At 59.9% G+C, this 20,023-nt stretch carries 14 protein-coding genes; 6 read left to right on the plus strand and 8 right to left on the minus strand.

From position 1 onward, the window contains the following. Positions 1 to 187 precede the first annotated feature (187 nt). From CLU92_RS01065 to CLU92_RS01075, 3 genes are all read left to right on the plus strand, one after another. Positions 188 to 742, plus strand: coding sequence for a hypothetical protein (locus tag CLU92_RS01065; RefSeq protein WP_046682431.1), 555 nt, complete (start codon positions 188 to 190; stop codon positions 740 to 742). Between the two features lie 81 nt (positions 743 to 823). After that, entirely contained in the window at positions 824 to 1,135 is a 312-nt protein-coding gene (locus CLU92_RS01070; RefSeq protein ID WP_034786324.1) for a BON domain-containing protein, read from the plus strand. 72 nt (positions 1,136 to 1,207) lie between these two features. Further along, positions 1,208 to 2,404, plus strand: a complete 1,197-nt coding sequence (locus CLU92_RS01075) for an AI-2E family transporter (RefSeq protein ID WP_373917177.1) — start codon at positions 1,208 to 1,210, stop codon at positions 2,402 to 2,404. A gap of 62 nt (positions 2,405 to 2,466) precedes the next feature. Here the strand turns inward: CLU92_RS01075 and CLU92_RS01080 are convergent, their stop codons facing one another. Together CLU92_RS01080 and CLU92_RS01085 are read right to left on the minus strand one after the other, a co-directional pair. After that, on the minus strand, positions 2,467 to 3,414 hold the full coding sequence (locus CLU92_RS01080) for a YihY/virulence factor BrkB family protein (RefSeq protein WP_101484434.1): 948 nt from the start codon (positions 3,412 to 3,414) through the stop codon (positions 2,467 to 2,469). A 69-nt stretch (positions 3,415 to 3,483) separates the two neighbouring features. Next, positions 3,484 to 4,509 carry an OmpA family protein gene (locus CLU92_RS01085; RefSeq protein WP_101480364.1) on the minus strand — a complete coding sequence of 342 codons (1,026 nt, stop codon included), beginning with the start codon at positions 4,507 to 4,509 and terminating at the stop codon, positions 3,484 to 3,486. A gap of 471 nt (positions 4,510 to 4,980) precedes the next feature. Here CLU92_RS01085 and CLU92_RS01090 point away from each other — a divergent pair, with 471 nt between their 5' ends. Together CLU92_RS01090 and pbpC are read left to right on the plus strand one after the other, a co-directional pair. Beyond that, positions 4,981 to 10,743: an alpha-2-macroglobulin gene (locus CLU92_RS01090; RefSeq protein WP_257560781.1), complete on the plus strand. Its 5,763-nt coding sequence runs from the start codon at positions 4,981 to 4,983 to the stop codon at positions 10,741 to 10,743. A gap of 32 nt (positions 10,744 to 10,775) precedes the next feature. Then, the gene (gene pbpC / locus CLU92_RS01095; RefSeq protein WP_101480365.1) at positions 10,776 to 12,860 is read left to right on the plus strand and encodes a penicillin-binding protein 1C; all 2,085 of its coding nucleotides are present in this window, start codon (positions 10,776 to 10,778) and stop codon (positions 12,858 to 12,860) included. A gap of 30 nt (positions 12,861 to 12,890) precedes the next feature. On the opposite strand, the gene CLU92_RS01100 is transcribed toward pbpC, so the two are convergent. The 3 genes from CLU92_RS01100 to CLU92_RS01105 all read right to left on the minus strand — a co-directional run bounded on the left by CLU92_RS01100 (position 12,891) and on the right by CLU92_RS01105 (position 15,489). Then, positions 12,891 to 13,106 (minus strand): cysteine peptidase family C39 domain-containing protein, encoded by a 216-nt coding sequence (locus tag CLU92_RS01100; RefSeq protein WP_101480366.1) that lies wholly within the window; start codon positions 13,104 to 13,106, stop codon positions 12,891 to 12,893. A 317-nt stretch (positions 13,107 to 13,423) separates the two neighbouring features. Next, positions 13,424 to 13,867, minus strand: coding sequence for a hypothetical protein (locus CLU92_RS27310; RefSeq protein ID WP_143452508.1), 444 nt, complete (start codon positions 13,865 to 13,867; stop codon positions 13,424 to 13,426). 941 nt (positions 13,868 to 14,808) lie between these two features. Beyond that, positions 14,809 to 15,489 (minus strand): hypothetical protein, encoded by a 681-nt coding sequence (locus CLU92_RS01105; RefSeq protein WP_143452509.1) that lies wholly within the window; start codon positions 15,487 to 15,489, stop codon positions 14,809 to 14,811. 162 nt (positions 15,490 to 15,651) lie between these two features. Between CLU92_RS01105 and CLU92_RS01110 the strand changes: the two genes are divergently transcribed. Then, positions 15,652 to 16,170, plus strand: coding sequence for a hypothetical protein (locus CLU92_RS01110; RefSeq protein ID WP_143452510.1), 519 nt, complete (start codon positions 15,652 to 15,654; stop codon positions 16,168 to 16,170). A gap of 1 nt (position 16,171) precedes the next feature. Here the strand turns inward: CLU92_RS01110 and CLU92_RS01115 are convergent, their stop codons facing one another. The 3 genes from CLU92_RS01115 to CLU92_RS01125 all read right to left on the minus strand — a co-directional run bounded on the left by CLU92_RS01115 (position 16,172) and on the right by CLU92_RS01125 (position 19,806). Further along, positions 16,172 to 16,468, minus strand: coding sequence for a hypothetical protein (locus tag CLU92_RS01115; protein WP_101480369.1), 297 nt, complete (start codon positions 16,466 to 16,468; stop codon positions 16,172 to 16,174). 105 nt (positions 16,469 to 16,573) lie between these two features. Further along, entirely contained in the window at positions 16,574 to 17,920 is a 1,347-nt protein-coding gene (locus CLU92_RS01120) for a sigma-54 dependent transcriptional regulator (protein WP_101480370.1), read from the minus strand. Beyond that, positions 17,920 to 19,806: an ATP-binding protein gene (locus CLU92_RS01125; RefSeq protein ID WP_101480371.1), complete on the minus strand. Its 1,887-nt coding sequence runs from the start codon at positions 19,804 to 19,806 to the stop codon at positions 17,920 to 17,922. The genes CLU92_RS01120 and CLU92_RS01125 overlap by 1 nt, the downstream gene beginning before the upstream one ends. Positions 19,807 to 20,023: the final 217 nt, after the last annotated feature.

Raw genomic sequence — 20,023 nt, forward strand, 5'->3', positions numbered from 1 at the left:
TTATTTCGTGTCGAAATGATATTTTTTCCCCCGTGCGATTCACCAAAACGTTGTTATTTATCCCAGTCTGCCTCCAAGTTCTAAAATAAATTACTTGTGTACGGCAGCGTACAGAAGAGAGGCGACGATCCACGTAAAACGGTAGTCATGCCAAGCAGACATGCTTGTCACCACCAGGGAGAAATACATGAATAAAAATAAGCTTTTCACCGCCATCGTTGTCAGCCTGGCGTGCGCCGCCTGGGGCGGCCAGGCAGTGGCCGCCACGCCGGAAGCGAAAGCAGCCTACAAGGCGGCCAATGAACAGGCTGGCCTGAATTACAAGCTTGCACATGCGGAATGCGAAAAAATCACGGGCAACCCTAAGGATGTCTGCATCGCCGAAGCGAAGGCCGTGCGCACTTACGATGAAGCAGTGGCGCAGGCCCAATATACGAATACCCTGCGTGCCTACACCAAGGCGCGCATCAAGATTGCCGATGCCAATTACGACGTCGACCTGGCCCGCTGCAATGCGCTGACGGGCAACGACAAGGATGTCTGCGTCAAGCTGGCCAAGTCCACCAAGGTGGCGGCCCTGGCCGACGCCAAGGCGGACAAGAAAGTCATCGAAGCGCGCAGCGATGCGCGTGAAGCAAAAAGAAAAGCCGAGTACAAGGTCGCTACAGAAAAATGCGATGCATTAGCCGGCGCAGCCAAGGATGACTGTATCAAGGCTGCAAAAACCCAGTTTGGCTACTGAACGCCATTTGGCGCGCAGTCACCACACTGGTATAAGAAGCTCATTGTGAGCACATTGATTGACCACTCCTAAGGAAAAACCATGAAATTTACTAAATCTATCGCTACTGGCCTTTTCGTCGCTTCCCTGTTCGCTGTTGCAGGTTGCGCTTCGACTCCAACCAAAGAAGGCACGGGCGAGTACATCGACGACGCGGCCATCACCACCAAAGTGAAAGCCAGCATCTTCAATGAGCCTACCCTGAAATCGACGGAAATCAACGTTGAAACCTTCAAGGGTGTGGTTCAGCTGAGCGGCTTCGTTGCCCAGCCAGCAGATGCCGCCAAAGCGGGCGAAATTACCCGTGGCGTCAAGGGCGTGAAGTCGGTGAAAAACGACATCCGCGTCAAGTAATGGCATGACCTGCCGCAGTGCCCGGCTCCACGGCTGGCACTGCGGCCCTCCACCGACCGTCGCGGGAATCGCATGCATATCCAGCCTTCAGATACCCCGCCCGAGCCGGTGGTGGCTGCCTCCACCGAGCCTGCCGGGCCACCCTCAGGTACGCCCACGGAGCACCTGGACCCATCCTTGCGCCTGCCTCTGCATGTCAATGCGCGAGGCCTGGCCCTGGGCATCATCGCTACTGTCAGCTTCATCTATGCGCTGCAGTGGGCGCAGAAATTCCTTATTCCCGTCATCTTCGGCATTTTTATTGCCTACACCCTCAATCCCGTCGTCGCCTGGCTGGAAAAGCTGCGCCTGCCGCGCGCCATCGGCGCCACGGCCGTCACGGCCCTGATACTGTTCGGCTCCATCGTCGTGGTCGAGCGCGTGCAGGGCGAATTTGAATCCATCGTTGAAGAGTTGCCAGCCGCCACGCACAAGCTGTCGCGCCTGATTGCCGCCAGTACGGGCGGCAAGAACAGCACCTTCCAGAAGATGCAGGCCGTCGCCAATGAAATCGAGCAAGTGGCCGCCGGCGCCGAAGCGCGCCGCAACAACCGCCGCGCCGCCGCTGCCGAGGCACCCAATTTCAAGATCATGGACTGGGTCTGGGCCGGTTCGCTGGGCCTGGTGGGCTTCCTCAGCCAGGCGACCATGGTCATCTTTCTCGTGTTTTTCCTGCTGCTGTCGGGCGATACCTTCAAGCGCAAGCTCGTCAAGCTGACGGGACCGTCACTGAGCCGCAAGAAGGTCACTGTGCACATCCTGGAAGACATCAACAGCTCGATTCAGAACTATATGTTCATGCTGCTCGTCACGAATGGCTTGCTGGCCGTTCTGATGTGGATCGCCTTGCGCGTGATCGGCCTGGAAAATGCGGGCGCCTGGGCCATCGTGGCCGGCTTGCTGCACATCATGCCGTATTTCGGCCCCTTGCTTATCACCATCGCCACGGGGCTGGTGGCTTTTTTGCAGTTCGAATCGCTGCAAATGGTCTTGCTGGTGACGGGTACTTCGATGGCCATCGCCACCCTGGTCGGCACCTTTGTTACCACCTGGATGACGGGGCGTATTGCCCGCATGAATCCCACTGCCGTCTTCATCAGCCTGCTGTTCTGGGGCTGGCTGTGGGGCGTCTGGGGCTTGCTGCTGGGCGTGCCCATCATCGTCATCGTGAAGGTGGTGGCCGAGCGCGTGCAGGGCATGGAAGTGGTGGCGGAACTGCTGGGCGAATAGCTTGCCTCAGCGCCAAAGCCAACGGCGCCCGCGGGCGCCGTTGTTGCATCTGGAATGCTGATTTACGACTGGTGGCGTTTCAGTATCTTGACTTGCACATCGCCGTCGTTCGTCTTCGGCATATCCTTCATGCTGCCCAGCTGGAGGGCGAACTGGCGCGTGAATTCGGCGCCCAGGAAGAAGATTTGCGCCGAGTAATACACCCACAGCAGCAGGGCTACCAGCGAACCGGCCGCGCCATAGCTGCTGGCCACGCCGCTATTGCCGATATACACGCCTATGGCATATTTGCCCAAGGAAAACATGAAAGCCGTGCCCACGGCTCCGATCAGCACGTCGCGCCAGGACAGGCGCACGCGCGGCAGCATTTTATAGATGACGGCGAACAGGCTGGCGATGACGGCAAAGCCGATCAGGTTCGACAATATGGTAAACAGCACGGCTGTGTCTTTCCACACGCCTTCCCAGAAGTTGGCGAGGATGGCCATGGCGGCGTTGACCACCAGCGACACCATTAGCAGGAAGGCCAGCACCAGCACCAGGCCGAAGGACAGCAAACGCGTGCGCAGCATGTCCCAGGCGCCCGCTTCCTTCAGCGGCGGCACTTGCCAGATTTCATCGAGACTGGCTTTCAGTTCGGCAAACACGCTGGTGGCGCCAAACAGCAGCAGGGCGCTGGCGATCAGGGTGGCGATACGCCCCTGTTCATGGTTCTTTGCGCCGGCCAGCACCAACTGGATGGCTTCGGCGCCCTGCGTGCCCAGCAAACCTTGCAGTTGCCCCATCAGCTCGCCGCGCGCGGCGGCCGGTCCATAGAAAAAGCCGGCGATGGCAATTACCAGCACGAGGATGGGGGCGATGGAAAACAGGGTGTAGTAGGCGAGGGCCGCGCCCTTGCTTGAAGCGCGGTGTTCCAGCCATTCGGTGACGGAACAGACGAGGACACTGCGCATCTGTTTGCTGAACGGTGCCAGGCCGGCCAGTCTGGGATAGCGGGTAGAAAAATTCATGATGGCTTTCAATGCAAAAAAGGGGCGCGAGCCCCTTTTTTATTCATAAGTGGCGTACCACTGTTCAGCTTACTGCACGCGGCGTTCGATAGTGATTTGTTCCACTTCAACGCGGCGGTTTGGTTCCAGGCACTTGATCAGGTCGGCACGCTTCTTGTTATTGCAGGTGACGACAGGATTGGTGGAACCCTTGCCTTCGGCCGTCAGGCGGTTGGCGGCGACACCGTTAGCGACCAGGTATTCCTTGACTGCATCAGCGCGCTGCTGCGACAGTTTCAGATTGTACTTGGGCGAACCGATGCGGTCGGCATAACCACTGATGACGACGTTGTTGACGTCCGGCGCTGCGTTCAGCACGCGGGCGATTTCGTCGAGCTTGGTCTGTGTCGGACCCAGCTTGGCGCTGTCGAACGCGAACAGTTCCGTTGCTGCCATCGTCACTTTTTCAAAGCGCGGTGGCGGTGGTGGCGGTGGCGGTGGCACGACCACGACGACTTCCTCGCGTACTGGCGGCGGTGGCGGTGGTGGTGGCGGTGCAGGTGGTTTGTCGAACGCGAAGTTCAGGCCCAAGGTGACGTAGTAGTTGTTGGACTTGCTGCTCGGATCGAAGGTATTGCCGCGCAGGAAACCGTGCACATTGCGCACGTCGGCCTGGAACGACAGTTGATCGGTGATGGTGGACTGGAAGCCCAGGCCCACGCTCGCGTATGGCGAGCTCTTGCTGCGTTCACCGAAAGCGAAGCTGGTGTCCTTGTCGCGCTGCATGCCGGCACCGACCAGCAGGAAGGGGCGGAAGGCTTTGCGAGAGAACATGTACAGACCGTCTACGCCCAGCGTATTTTGCTGGTAGCGCTGACCGCCATCCTTGGAGCGGGCATACGTGGTGCCCAATTGGATATCCCAGTCCTGGGAAACGGGTTTACCGAAACGCAAGCCTGCGCCATAGCCGGTTTTATCCGTGGCGAAGTCGGAATCTGGCTTGAGTGCGTTGAGGCTAGGTTGAATGTACCAGGAAGGATTGATTTCCTGGGCCTGTGCGCCGAGGGCGGAGCACAGAACTGCGGCGGCAACGGCGATTTTTTTTAGTTTATTCACAAGTAACTCCCAACGTTGATAAGAGATTTTCTCTATTGCATCAATGCGACTACTGCCAGACATGCTATTGCTAGAGATAGACAACAATTCCAGGTGCGCTTTCTTGCGATAAATGCACTGCTGTTGGACTAGAGAATACGATGGCAGGTTCGCAAGTTCCGTGCGTTAGCGCACAAAGCATTGTGGTATATCAATGATGTTGCAGATTCACGACAAAGACTTCAGTGTTGAAAAAAACTAATTTGCCTCGGGAAACTTTTGCAATCACAGGCACTTCCCGGGGGCGCGACCAGCGGCAATCGTACGACTTGTTACCCGCGTGCCACTGTATATTAGCAACAATGATGAGCTTGATAACTAATATTACATTGATGTTGTATTCTTGCCGCGTTCTGTTGCCTTGCCGGGCTTCCTCCGGGCAACTTTTGCGCGCCGCAGCCAGCTCCGCCACTTTTCATCAAGGAGTCACCCGTGCCTGACCTGTCCCGTATCTTTTCTTCCCCGCTTGCTGGCAAAGTGGGCCCGCTGGGTCTGCTGTGCCTGCTGCTGTCACCGGGCATGGCTACGCCGGCCTGGGCCGATAGCGGCGTGTCCCTGTTTTCGCCCAGTGGCACGGTCAAGGCCGTGCGCCAGGTGCGGGCCCAGTTCGCCACGCCGATGGTGCCGTTCGGCGATATGGGTTTGCCCGCGCCGTTCGCCATCGATTGCGGCAAGGCCGAGCCTGCCGTCGTGGCGGGTGCGGGGCGCTGGGCCGACGAGCGCAACTGGAACTATGATTTCGAGCGCGACTTGCCGGCCGGCGTAGCGTGCAGCTTTACCTTGAAAGCGGGGCTGAAGGACCTGGCGGGCAAGCCCTTGCAAGGGACGACGTCCTACCGCTTTTCCACGGGAGGCCCGGCCATCGTCGAGGCCGTACCCTATGACGGCCAGCCGTATATCGATGAAAACCAGATCTTCGTGCTGGGCCTGGACGCCGTGCCAAACGAGGCCAGCGTGGCCGCGAATGCATATTGCCGCGCCGATGGCATCAATGAAAAGATCCCTGTGCGGCGGCTTGTGGGCAAGGAGCTGGAGCAGGTACTGACCCTGCGCAAGAGCTTTCTCGACCGCTACTTGACCGTGTACTTCAAGAAGCGGGGCACGCTGTGGAAAGTGGGTATGCCCGTCGCCAGCAAGGGTGCGCCGCCGTTGCCCGTCACCGTGCTGCAATGCAAGCGCAGCTTCCCCGCCAACGCCAAGGTCTCCCTGGTGTGGGGCGAGGGCATCGCCAGCGCCAGCGGCATCGCCACGGAGAAGGCGCAAACCCTGCAGTTCAAGACGCGTCCCGATTTTACGGCCAAGTTCAGTTGCGAACGCAGCAACCCGAAGGAGCAGTGCATCCCCTTCCTGCCCATGCGCTTGCAGTTTTCCGCGCCCGTGAAAGCGTCGCTGGTGCGCGCCATGACCCTGACAGGGGGCGGCAAGACGTATGCGCCAACGATCTCGAAGGAAGAGGAAAAAGCGGAATTCGTACAAGACGTGACGTTCAACGGGCCATTTCCCGTGCAAGCCAGTTTTGTCCTGAACCTGCCGCCGAAACTCACGGATGACGCGGGCCGTGCCTTGCTCAACCGTGCGCGCTTCCCCATGACGGTGCGCACGGGCGAACAGCCGCCGCTGCTGAAGTTCCCGGCCCCGTTCGGTATCATCGAAGCCAAGGGCGACGGCTTGCTGCCCGTCACGGTGCGCAATATCGAGCCCGTGCTGTCGGGCAAGGAAATCGCCAGGGAATCGGCACCGGCATCGGCCGCCACGGGCGCCACCTTGCGCGTGCCCGACAATGACGACAAATTCATCATCGAGTGGATGCAGCGCCTGGCCGGCAATGGCGACGGGGGAGAATACTGGCAACCGTATGCCCAGTATGCTGGCAACATGAGCAAATCCGTGCTGGCCGGTGCCGCCGGCACGCGCCCCATCAGCCTGCCGCGCCCCGATGGCAAGAAAACCTTTGAAGTGATCGGCATTCCGCTGCAGAAACCAGGCTTTTACGTGGTCGAGCTGGCCAGCCCCATCCTGGGCAAGGTGCTGCTGGGTAAACCGACCACGGCCTACATCCGTACTGCCGCGCTGGTGACCAACCTGGCGGCCCACTTCAAGCACGGTGCGCAATCGTCACTCGTGTGGGTAACGTCGCTGGACAAGGGCGCGCCTGTTGCGAAAGCACAAGTGGCCGTGCGCGACTGCGCCGGCAAGCTGCTGTGGCAAGGCGCCACGGGCGCGGACGGCGTGGCGCACATCCCCGGCGAGCTGGCCAATTCCAGCTGCAAGAACAATGGCCGCTACTTTATCAGTGCGCGCAGCGGCGGCGACATGACGTTCACCCTGTCGGACTGGGTGGGCGGCATCGAAGCCTGGCGCTTCAATTTGCCCACGGACGACACGCGCGCCGACAACACTTTGCTTGCCACGGTATTTGACCGCACCTTGCTGCGCGCCGGCGAAACCGTGCACATGAAGCATTTCATCCGCAAGCACACGGCCGAGGGCATGAGCCTGGTCGACAGGAAGAACGGCCCCGGCAGCGCCACTTCCGTCGTCATCACGCACCAGGGCAGCGACCAGAATTACCAGCTGCCCCTGCGCTGGTCGGCCAGCGGCACGGCGGAAAGCGACTGGCTCATTCCCGCCGACGCCAAGCAGGGCGAATACAGCGTGACCATGGCGGGCCGCCCGTCCGGCAGTTTCCGTGTGGAAGCGTTCCGCGTGCCCACCATGAAAGCCGTGCTGCAGGGCCCGAAAGCGCCCGCCGTACAGGTGAAACAGCTGGCCCTGGATGCGCAAATCACGTATCTGGCCGGCGGCGCCGCCACCAACGCGCCCGTCAAGCTGCGCACGGTGCTGCAGGACAAGAGCGTGACTTTTCCCGATTATCCCGATGTCAGCTTCAGCAATGGCGATGTGAAAGAAGGCCTGGTGAAACAGGGCACGGGCTATGACGACGACGAGGGCGAATGGCAGGACGAAGGCAATGGCGGGCCAGCGGGCCCCGGCGCCACGGCCGCGCGCACGCAAAGCTTGACCCTGGACAAGGCGGGCGGCGCGCGCATCGTCATCGACCAGCTGCCGCAGCTGTCCGCGCCGCGTGACCTGGTGGCGGAAATGGCTTTCCAGGATGCGAATGGCGAGACGGCGTCCGTCGCCACGCGCGTGCCGCTGTGGCCATCGAACTATGTGATCGGCATCAAGCCAGACGCCTGGGCCTTGAGCAAGGATGCCTTCAAGTTCACAGTGGCCGTGCTGGGCACCAATGGCAAGCCCGTGGCAAACGCGGCCGTGGCCGTCGACTTCTTTCAGCGCAACAGCTATTCGCACCGCCGCCGCCTGATCGGTGGTTTCTATGCGTATGAAAACAGCAGCGAAATCGTCAAGCTGGGTTCCGCCTGCACTGGCAAGACGGACAACAAGGGCTTACTGGTCTGCGACGTGAAGGCACCGGCCAGCGGCAATTTGATTCTGCGCGCCCGCACGCAGGATGCGTCCGGCAACGCGGCAGTCGCCAATCGCGAAACCTGGGTGGCCGGCAGCGGCGACTGGTGGTTCAACGCCAGCGACAATGACCGCATCGACGTTTTGCCTGAAAAGAAACGCTATGAACCGGGCCAGGAAGCGAGCTTGCAAGTGCGCATGCCGTTCCGCTCGGGCACGGCGCTGATCACGGTCGAGCGCGAAGGCATCCTCGACACCTATGTGCGCCAGCTCAATGGCCGGGAACCGGTGGTGAATATCCCGGTCAAACCGAACTACGCGCCAAATGTGTATGTCTCCGTGTTTGTCGTGCGGGGCAGGGTGGATGGCGTGCAGCCGACGGCCCTGGTCGACCTGGGCAAGCCAGCCTACAAGATGGGCATCGCGCCCCTGAACGTGGGGTGGCAGGCGCATGAGCTGAACGTCATGGTGGTGTCCGACAGGGAAGTGTACAAAACGCGCGACAAGGCAGAGGTGTCCGTGCGCGTGCGTCGCGCCGATGGCAAAGCCTTGCCAGCAGGCGCGGAAGTGGCGCTGGCAGCCGTCGATACGGGCTTGCTGGAACTGATGCCCAACGATAGCTGGAAATTGCTCGACACCATGATGGCGCAGCGTAGCCTGCAGGTGGAAACGGCGACGGCGCAGATGCAGGTGATCGGCAAGCGTCACTTCGGCCGCAAGGCCTTCCCGGCCGGCGGTGGCGGCGGCAAGGGCGCCAGCCGCGAACTGTTCGACACCCTGCTGTTCTGGAAAGGTACCGTCAAGCTCGACGCCAAGGGCGAAGCCACGGTGCAAGTGCCGCTGAACGACTCGCTGACGGCGTTTCGCATCGTCGCCATCGCCAGCGCGGGCAAGGAATTGTTTGGCACGGGCAGCACGGATATCCGCAGTTCGCAAGACCTGATCCTGATGTCGGGCTTGCCGACCCTCGTGCGCGAAGGCGACCAGTTGCGCGCAGGATTCACCGTGCGCAACACCTCGGCCGCATCCTTGAGCGTGGAACTCAATGCAACGGCGGCCGGCAAGGCGCAGCCGCGCCAGAACTTGACCTTGGCGGCGGGCGAAGCGCGCGAAGTGGGCTGGGATTACCAGGTGCCGCTGGGCGCGCAAACTGTCGTGTGGGAGATTAGCGCGAAAGCGGGCAGCCATACCGATAAACTGAAAATCACGCAAAAGGTAGGCCAGGCCACGCCCGTGCGCACCTACCAGGCCACCTTGCTGCAGTTAGAGAAGCCGGTGAATATGTCGGTGCAGATGCCGGCCGGTGCCTTGCCTGGCCGGGGCGGTATCCAGACCAGCTTTGTCGCCAAGCTGGGCGGCGAGCTGCCCGGAGTGCGCGAGTACATGGCCGCCTACCCCTACACCTGCTTCGAGCAGAACACCTCGAAAGCCATCGCCCTGCAAGACCAGGACGCGTGGAACAAGCTGGCCGCCAGCTTGCCCGCCTACCTGGACAGCGATGGCATGCTGAAATATTTCCCCATCATGGAGCAGGGCAGTGACAGCCTGACGGCATATGTGCTGTCGGCAAGCAGGGAAGCGGGCTATGCAATTCCCGAGCAGACGAAGAACCGCATGGAAGAAGCCTTGACCGCATTCGTGCAGGGCCGCATCGTGCGCCGTTCCGCGCTGACCACGACCGACCTGGCCGTGCGCAAGCTGGCCGCGCTGGAAGCACTGTCGCGTTCCAACAAAGTGCCACCCGATGCCTTGGAGAGCATCAGCATCAGTCCGAACCTGTGGCCCACTTCCGCTGTCATCGACTGGAGCTTGTTGCTGCAACGCACGCCGAGCCTGGCGCGCCGCGATGCGCTGCTGGCCGAGGCGCAGCAGATTTTGCGTTCGCGCCTGAATTTCCAGGGCACGACCATGGGCTTTTCCACCGAGCGCAAGGATAACTGGTGGTGGCTGATGGTCTCCGGCGACGTCAACGCCAACCGACTGCTGCTGGCCGTGATGGACGACCCGGCGTGGAAGGATGACATCGGCCGCCTCGTGCGCGGCAGCATGGGCCGCCAGAAAAAGGGCCGTTGGGATACCACGGTGGCCAACGCCTGGGGTACTCTGGCGATTGCCAAATTCTCGGCCAAGTTCGAGTCCACGCCCGTGACGGGCGCCAGCGCCGTGAAGCTGGGCAGCGATACGCAAGCGCTCGTGTGGAACGGCGCGGCGAAAGTCGGCCCCGTGCTGCAAGCGTGGCCGAAGGGCTTGGATACCCTGGGCCTGGCCCACAGCGGCACGGGCAAGCCTTGGACCACCGTGCAAAGCCTGGCGGCCATCCCGCTCAAGGCGCCCGTGTCGAGCGGTTACACGATCAAGAAGACCATTACGCCCGTGGAACAGAAAACCTCTGGCGTATGGTCGCGCGGCGATGTGTACCGCGTGCGCCTGGACTTGTCGGCGCAGGCGGACATGAGCTGGGTGGTGGTCGACGACCCGATTCCCGCCAGCGCCACAGTGCTGGGCAATGGCCTGGGGCGCGATTCGCAGCTGATGACGGCCGGCGAAAAATCCGCGGGCTGGGTCTGGCCTACGTTCGAGGAACGGGCCTTCGACGCCTTCCGCGCCTATTACGCCTTCGTGCCGAAGGGTAACTGGAGCGTGGAATACACGGTGCGCCTGAACAATGCGGGCGACTTCAGCCTGCCTGCCACGCGCATCGAAGCCATGTATTCGCCCGAGATGTTTGGCGAGTCGCCGAACGCGAATGTGAAGGTCGGGCAGTGAGAGGTAAGACTGTGAAGCGGTTGATTTTTGTCATGGGTTGCGTGCTGGCCGGCCCGGTATTCGCGCAAGCGGTGCTGACGCCGGCCCAGGTGCAGGCCGCCTACCGCAGTTCGGAAGCGCAGCTGCTGGACCGCAGTGGCGCCCCGCTGCAATCCTTGCGCGTTGACATGAAGGTGCGGCGTTTGCCGTGGGTGCCGCTGGCTGAAATCTCCCCCGCCGTGCAGCAGGCCGTGCTGCTGGCGGAAGACCAGCGCTTCATGCGCCATGGCGGCGTGGATGTGTCCGCGCTGGCCACGGCCGCCTGGGACAATCTGTTTTCAAAAAAGCCCCGGGGCGCCTCGACCATCACCATGCAGCTGGCGGGCCAGCTCGACGCGGACTTGCAGGCTCAAGCGGGCGGGCGCAGCCTGCGCCAGAAATGGGACCAGATGCGCGCGGCGCAAGCCATCGAAGACAGCTGGAGCAAGGCGCAGATTTTCGAGGCTTACCTGAATCTCGTCTCGTTCCGCGGCGAGCTGCAAGGCATCGCGTCCGCCTCGTACAGCCTGTTCGGCAAGGCGCCATCAGGCCTGAACCAGACGGATGGCATCATTCTGGCCAGCCTGGTGCGGGCGCCGAATGCGCCGCCGGCCACTGTCACGCGCCGTGCCTGCGCGCTGGCGAAGGAATGGCGCATGGACAGCAGCTGCCAGCTGATCGGCCAGCGCGTGCAGACGGCCTTGCAGCGCACGGCCCTGTACGCCGACCTCGCACCGGCGCCGCAGGTGGCGCAGCAGCTGCTCAAGCAATCGGGCGCCTCCGTGCGTAGCACCCTCGATGGCCCCTTGCAGCGCTTTGCGCAGGAAAATCTGCGCCAGCAGCTGGCGTCCTTGCGCGAGCGCAATGTCAACGATGGCGCCATCATCGTGCTCGACAACCGCAGCGGAGAAGTCCTTGCGTATGTGGGCAATGCGGGCGGCAGCCATGTCGATGGCGTGACGGCTCTGCGCCAGGCCGGTTCCACTTTGAAACCATTCCTGTATGAACTGGCCATCGAGCGCCGGCTGATGACGGCCGCCTCCGTCATGGACGATTCGCCGCTGGACGTCGCCACGGCGTCCGGCATGTATGCACCGCAAAACTACGACCGCAACTTCAAGGGTTACGTCAGCGCCCGCACCAGCCTGGCCAGTTCGCTCAACATTCCCGCCGTGCGCACGGTGCTGCTGACGGGGCAGGACGGCTTCTACAATCGCCTCAAGGAAGTGGGCCTGTCCAGCCTGACGGAACCGGCCGAATATTACGGCCCTTCGCTGGCGCTGGGCTCGTCGGAAGTGACCCTGCTGGAACTGGCCAATGCCTACCGCGCGCTGGCGAATGGCGGGCGGTACAGCACTGCCAGCCTGCAGCCGGGGCAGGCGGGCAAGGATAGGCGCCGCGTGATGGAGCCGGGCGCCGCCTTCATCGTCGGCGATATCCTGGCAGACCGCGCCGCGCGCAGCATGACCTTTGGCTTGCGCAACGAGCTGGGGACGAATTTCTGGAGCGCCGTCAAGACGGGCACCAGCAAGGACATGCGCGACAACTGGTGCATGGGCTACTCGGAACGCTACACGGTGGGCGTGTGGGTGGGCAACTTCGACGGCAAGCCCATGTGGGACGTCTCGGGCGTGACGGGCGCCGCGCCCGTGTGGCGCGACGTCATGGACTACCTGCACAAGAACGTCCCCAGCCATGCGCCAAAAGCGCCGCCCGGCGTGCTGCAGCAGATGGTGGCGTACCAGCCCGCGTTGGAAGCGCCGCGCCGCGAATGGTTCATCGCTGGTACGGAAAGCCCCGTCATCGCCGTGCTGGGCGGCACAGTGAAGCCAGCCGCCATCGTGTATCCGGCCGAGGACAGCATCCTTGCCATCGACCCCGACATCCCGCCCGCCCTGCAGCGCGTCTTCTTCCAGGCGCAGGGCAGCCATGCCTTGCGCTGGGTGCTCGACGGCAAGGATATGGGCGCCGCTCTTGATAGCATCAGCTGGCGCCCCGTGCCGGGCAAGCACGCACTGGCCCTCGTCGATGATGCCGGCAAGACGGTGGCGCGGGTGGCGTTCCAGGTGCGGGGGAATGCGCTGAGGCAGTTGCTGTAAGCAACGAGGGGGGCAATTGAATATTTCCCGTCACTTGACGATGGGTAAAGATATCTCCCTGACTAGCACTTCAGGGAATGCATTTTTCTTCTTCTTGATATTATCAAAAGCAATCACCCCATTATCTGTCCAGTCCCGTTTCACTCGCTCAAGTACAACAAAATGTTGAAATCCCCAATGCAGAATCGATGGGCATATTAAATCCCGCAGTTCATTGACTTCGCAGGAAATGGTTCTGCCCACCATGCCTAGGGCTGCACCTATATCTCTCACTTACTTCAAGGTCATACATCTGGAGGAAATTTGATATTTTCATCTCAGAAGCGAAATGTCAATATCGGCTACCATTGCTTTGGAGGTAATTGCCAAGAAGGCAAGCCCGCACTCGGATAGTTCTGTTTGACGCACAATAATTACCTTTGCGTATTAGAAATCACTAGTATATTCATGGTTAAATGAGAAACTATCAATTGCTGGAAAGTTTTAGATGGTGGGAAAGAACTTTTAAGAGGATTAATAGAAATTTTCTCTTGAACCTTGCAAGTAACTATTTCCCATATGCATCAAGGTGTCTCGTCACTTGGCAAGTCATTGAATTTTTTATCTCTTGCAATTTTTCCATCATTAGAAATAGTCGCTCTGTAGTTAAATCCAGATGATGGCACTTTCTTGTTAACTTGGAATCCTCGGTAATCAATGTGCAACCCATTACCACAGGATGTTGCAAAATTGCCAAAATACGATCTGTCCAGAAAGAATTTTGCCATTTCAGACTTCGATATATCAATTTCAAGATGAATGCCTTGCTTGATGCTGGTAGTTGAATATTTTACGGCCCCATTTTTTTTGTCTATTTCCAATTTATATATCGAATCTGTGCAGGTTGTTTTGTAAGAAACAATCTCCTCTTTTGCAACTGTGCCGGAAGATATCGTGACAATTTCGCCTGATGACTTTTCACAAAAAAGAAGTGTCAACCAGAGTATGATCGTTATATATTTTTTCATTTTTAAATATCTTTTTATATTGATGATTATCGGATATCGGTTTCGACATCCGATGATGGATTTGTGGATTCAGGGATTTTAAAGTAATTGATCGCAAGAGCACAACTGCGAGCTACGTCATTTTAATTAATTTGCGATTATAGTGTTATTTAATTGTATTTGCAAAAAATAAAAATAGATTATCTTTATAAAAAAACAGTCTTAATTTATGTTTTTTTGAATTTTATTTTGCAATAATTCATATTTATTACTTGATATTGCAAAATCAGCTCATGTTTCCGGAATATTTGGCAGATATTTGCTGCGAATTGGGAAAAGTTTGCATAAATTCGTTCGTTGGATCAAGTTGACGTACTTGTGGAATGTCGCGATTCATACTTTTGATCATGCAAACTTGCTGTTCTGCCACTGACATGCACGGAGGCGATTGATGCGGGGGCCGGGATTTTCTGGCGCATACAACAGCGCTGATTTGACGGAGAACGAAATTACTGTGAAGGGATGGGCTAGGGGCGGGCAGCCTAAATGTGTCAGGTAAGCAGGCAGGCGAGTGATAGGCGCTACGGAGGGGGCATCAGCAAACTGAGAAAATTCAACCGGAATATTGTTAGGCTAAGTTGTTCTTATCGATCCTGATGTTTGCCCGGAAGGACACTACATTCGTATTGATGCTCTATAAATGGCCGGGTATTTATCTGCCAGTAAAGACATGGCAATTTTGACAGTATTTACGAGAGTTGCTGGGAGCGCAGCACCTGAGGAAATTGTCTCCATGGATGGAACGCGGTACGCGATACCTGCATGCTGGCGGACAGTGGCAAGCGGCAAGTGACGCCGTTGACATGCGCAAGCCGTATAAGTGCGCACTTGCGTTCGATCGGCAACATGATTTTCTAATAAGCAGTGTGTCACCGATTCGATCTCTATGCTGTCAAAAATAATTACGGCGCACTGATGATTTTCGTCAATGCGATACGGTAAGCCGGCTGCACATCGCCATCCTGGTCCAGCTTGTCCGTCATGATCACGCCGTAGCCTTGCGCGTACCACACGTATTCGCCGCTTTTGCCTTTGCTTTTGCCACCGACGTCACGCAGTTCGAACTTGCAGGCATCGGGGAAGCGGCGCCCCCCAAGCTCCAGGCGTTCCCAGCCCAGGAAGGTGATGGAGAAATCGCGTTTATCCGTGCGCGTGGAGGTGGTGATTTTGTCGGACAGGCCCGCCAGCGGGTAGTGGGTGCTTGTTTGCGTGTCCGTGAACTGTACGCGCACTTCCTGGCCGGGGCGCATATTGGCGGGGATGGCCGACTGCGGCGCGTAAACGTTCTTGCTGCGCACGCTGCCGTCTTCATTGTAATGGACCGTGCCCGTCAGGAATACCTGGCCGTCGCGGATGTCCTGGTAAGACGTGGCCAGCAGCACGCCGCCGTCGAGGATCAGCTGCGTGCCCTTGAGTTTCTTGCCCTCGAACAGTTCCTCGACGTTGACTTGGGCGTCGCCATTGTTCTTGCTGAACTTGATGCCCGTGGTCAGCTCCATGCACTCGCCCACCGTGGGCGCGGCCTGTGCACCTGCGGCGGCCAGCACGCCTGCCGCAATCATCGTTTTCCATGCTGCTTTCATTGCCATCCTTGTTATTTTTTAAGGATGTGATGATAGCGTGTGGCTACTGTTCATGCGTGCACGATTGCCTTATGCTCGAGCTGCGGGCGGCATCAGGGCCACTTGCGACTGGCATCAGCAGGCCGCGCGTTTCGCGGCATGGATCGTTGCAGGAGTTAACCCATGACATTACGATTATCGATATTGCTGTCCCTGCTGTACGGCGCGCTCGCGCTGCCAGTCGCGCAGGCGGAAGATGCACCCTATGCCATGCGCGCCGCTTCGGCGCCTGTGCAAGGCGTGCTGGATCTGGGCTTCATGAATGAGGCACCCAACCGGAAATTCAAGCGGCGCGTGGACTTGTCCGCCATCACCCGTGCCGACGACCTGGCGGTCGTCAAGGCGGCCATCAATCCTGTCGTGGTTTTTTTCCAGGTAACAGGGGCGGTACGCCAGCCTGCGCATGCGATACGGATGGTGACGACCCGCAACGGCGAACTGGCCTTGCTCAAGCCTCCGCGTATCGATGACTATAATTATCTTCTTGCGCGCCGCTTGTGGAACTGGACCGTGCATGACGCACAGACCATCAGCTTGACGGTCGAGTTCGTGGGACTCAGTAATACTCAGCCCCACTATTTCAACACCTATGTCTTTGTCGAACGCTATGGCACCTGGCTGTTCGACCGTCATGTGCTGTAGTTCAGCGCGTCGTCGCTGGTGGCGATGTGGCCGCTGCGCTGGCTGCCGGGGTGTCCGGCGTGGCGACGGGCTTGCCGCGGCGGCTGCGCTTGTCCGTGCGCGTTTTGCGGGGCTTGCCGTCGTGCACCAGCTTGCCTTTGTTGTCCAGTTTGTCGGACTGATCCGATTTCTGTCCCGGATCATTCGGATTGTTGGTGTGGTTGCCCGTCTGGTTGACATTTGTCGTCGACTGGGCTTGTACCCAGGCGCCGCCGACGGTCATCAGGGTGGCAGCCAGCAAGAGAGCGGCGGTTTTCATGGCAGTGTCCTGTGCAAGTGTTGATTCGAGCTGGCATTGTCACACAGGAGTCCGCCTGCACGGGTAGGACGGCGCCTCATGCTTGTGTCGGTTAGTTGCCAATGATTATCGGAATTGCTCCGTCGAGATATCAAAGCGCTTGAGCTTGTCGTACAGGGTTTTCTTTGGGATATTCAGTGCGGCCGCCGCCTCGATGACGTTGCCATTGTGGCGGCGCAAGGCTTCCTCGATGATGGAAATCTCGAAGGTGTCGACCTGCTCGGCCAGCGACGCTTCGCGGCAGCCGGCCGGGCTCAGGGTGTCGTCGAGCAAGCCCAGCACGAAGCGGTCGGCCACATTGTGCAGCTCGCGCACGTTGCCGGCCCAGCGCTGCGCCATCAGGGACGCGATCAGTTCGCCGCTGACGAGGGCGGCCGGCTGGCCATAGCGCAGCGCCGCCTGCAGCACGAAAAACTCGAACAGCAGGGGGATATCCTCGCGCCGGTTGCGCAGCGCCGGCAGGGTCAGGCTGGCCACGTTCAGGCGGTAATACAGGTCGGGGCGGAACTTGCCCTGTTCCGCCAGCACACTCAAGTCTTCCTTGGCGGCCGCAATCACGCGGAAATTGACGGAAATGAGCTTGTTGGAACCCAGGCGTTCGACTTGCCGTTCCTGCAGCACGCGCAGCAGTTTCACTTGCAGGGCCAGCGGCATGCTTTCGATTTCGTCCAGGAACAAGGTGCCGCCGTTGGCGTACTCGATCTTGCCGATGCGCTGGCGTTGCGCGCCCGTAAATGCACCTTCCTCGTGGCCGAACAGTTCCGATTCAAAAATCGATTCGGGCAGCGCGCCGCAGTTGATCGCCACGAAAGGGTGGTCGCGCCGCTCGCTGAAGTCGTGCAGGCAGCGGGCAATCAGTTCCTTGCCGGTGCCCGTTTCGCCCAGGATGATGATGTCGGCCGACTTCGGCGCCAGGTTCAGCACCAGCTGGCGCACCTTGGCCATGGCCGCGCTGCGCCCCACGATGCGCGCCTCGATGCCCACCCGCTGCTCGAGCTGGCGGCGCAAGTTCATGTTTTCCAGCACCAGATGGCGTTTATCGAGCGCGCGCCGGCACACTTCCACCAGCAAGTCGGCGGAAAACGGCTTTTCGATGAAATCGTAGGCGCCACGGCGCATGGCGCCCACGGCCATCGACACGTCGCCATGACCGGTGACGAGGATGACGGGCAGGCTGGCATCCTGCGCCACGGCGATGTCGAGCAGTTTCAAACCATCCATGCCGGGCAGTTTGATATCGCTCAATAAAATGCCCGCAAATTCGGGCACCAGGTAAGGCAGCGCTTCTTCGGCCGTGGCGACGGCCGTCACTTGCAGCCCTGCCAGTTCCAGCGATTGCCGGGCGCCCTTGCGCACGACGGCATCGTCTTCCACCAGCAGCACTTGCATGCCTTCAAAATTATTCTCGTGCATCAGATGTGTCCTTCGTCTCTCTCCCCCGGGTCGCAGCTCAGGGTGATGGTAAATTGTGCGCCGCCCCCTTCCTGCGCGCTGCGGTTGCGCACGGCCAGTGCGCTGCCGGCCGCGCGCAGTATGCCTGCACTGATCGACAATCCCAAGCCCAGCCCGTGTTCCTTGGTGGTATAAAAAGGGTCGAAGATCTTGTCGAGCGAGGCAAGTGGGATGCCGGGGCCATTATCGGTGATATGCAGCACGGCGAGGTCGCCTTCGCGGCGCACCTGGAACCATATATGCACGGGCTCGCTTTCCGGCACGGCATCCATGGCGTTGGTGATCAGGTTGGTAAACACCTGCTCCAGCCCGATGGCGTTGCACAGCACGATGATGTCGTCCTCAAGCCAGCTTTCATGCAGGGTCAGGCGTTGCGAATGCTTGCGCGTGCGGATTTGCAGCATGGTTTGCGCAAACGCCTGGCGCACGCTGACGGGTTTGCGCGCATCGTCGCTGCGCCGCGCAAAGCCCTTCAGTTGCGAGGTGACATAGCCGAGGCGCTTGACGAGGTCGGAAATGGTGGACAGATTGTCCAGCGCATCGTCGATGCGACCGCGTGCCAAAAAGACTTTGGCATTGTCGGAAAAGGTTTGCAGGGCGGCCAGCGGCTGGTTCAGTTCGTGCGTGACGCCGGCCGCCATCTGCCCGATGGCAGCCAGCTTGCCGCTTTGCACCAGTTCCGCCTGGGCATAGCGCAGGGTCTGTTCAGCCCGCTCGCGTTCGGCCACTTCCGCCTGCAGGCGGCCATTCGCGTGCACCAGGTCGGCCGTGCGCTGTTCGACCTTGATTTCCAGCTGTTCATAGGCGCGCGCCAGGGTTTGTTGCGCATTGAGCTTGTCGGCGATGCGGCGCCGGCGCTGGCGCGCATACATCAGGGCCAGCAGCAGCAAGGCCCAGCCCAGCGCGGCGGCCATGGCCGCGTTGCGCGCCGCCTCGTTGACCTGGTCGAGTTCGGCCAGCACGGTGATTTGCCACTGCAGCGGACCCAGCGAGCGGTTCACGGCCAGGTAGTCGGCGCTGCCGGACAGGGCCGGCGTGTCGCCCGACTGCTGGCGCTCCAGCGTCATGACGCTGGCGCCGTCGGCGAACTGGCGCAGCACCTTGTGCGGCAAAATGGGCAAGTTTTCCTGCAGGAACTGGCGTTGTTCGCTGATATCGTTCTTGGCGGCCGGCGACAGGGGCGCCAGGGTCTTGAACTTGAAGGCTTGCGTGGTGGCCAGGATGATCACGCCATTCGCATCCTTGACCCAGATCTGTTCGCCCGCGCCGGGCGTGCGCCACGATTGCTCTATCCAGTCCAGGTTGACCTTGGCGGCGACGATGCCGATGATGCGCCCGTCGCGCAACACGGGCTGGGAAATGAAATAGCCAGCCTCGAAGGTGGAGAAGCCGATGCCGTAGAAGCGGCCGATGCCGCCCGCAATGGCGTTCTTGAAATAGGGACGGAAGCCGTAGTTGACGCCCACGTAGGAACTGCGGTCTTGCCAGTTGCTTGACGCCAGGGTCGTGCCCTTGTCGTCGAGCACGTAGACGGCAAAGGCGCCCGCGCGGCGGTTCATGTCGACCAGGTAGGCGTTGATCTGCGTGACTTTGTCGGCGCTGGGCTGCTCCAGCAGCTGCGCCACGGCATCGCTCTGGGCTACGGCCAGGGGCAGAAATTCGTATTTGTTGAGGGCGCCGCCGATGGACGCGGCATACAGTTCAGCGCGCGAGTCGAGCGTACGGTGCAATTCATCGAGCTGGCGCTGCTTGACCCAGGCATACGACGCCCATGTCAGCATGACCAGTGAACCCACGGCCAGCAGGGGGGCGAGCGCGGGTCTCAGGGGCCATTTGCCGAATGCCATGGTGCTCCGTGTGTCGGGTTGATCTTGCGTGCGCCGCAAAGTAGGAATGGTAGTGTACGGCGGGATTCACCCGAATGGGTGAATCCTGGTTTACGACTGACATGCAAATTTGCAGTGTCTGACAAAACCGTAGCGAGCGGAAGGAAGAGGTGGCCGAGAAGCGGAACCGTACGCTAGTACGGTGAGCATCGCAGGCCGCCTATACCGACGCGCAGTA

It is taken from the genome of Janthinobacterium sp. 61, assembly GCF_002846335.1.
Lineage (GTDB): Bacteria > Pseudomonadota > Gammaproteobacteria > Burkholderiales > Burkholderiaceae_D > Janthinobacterium.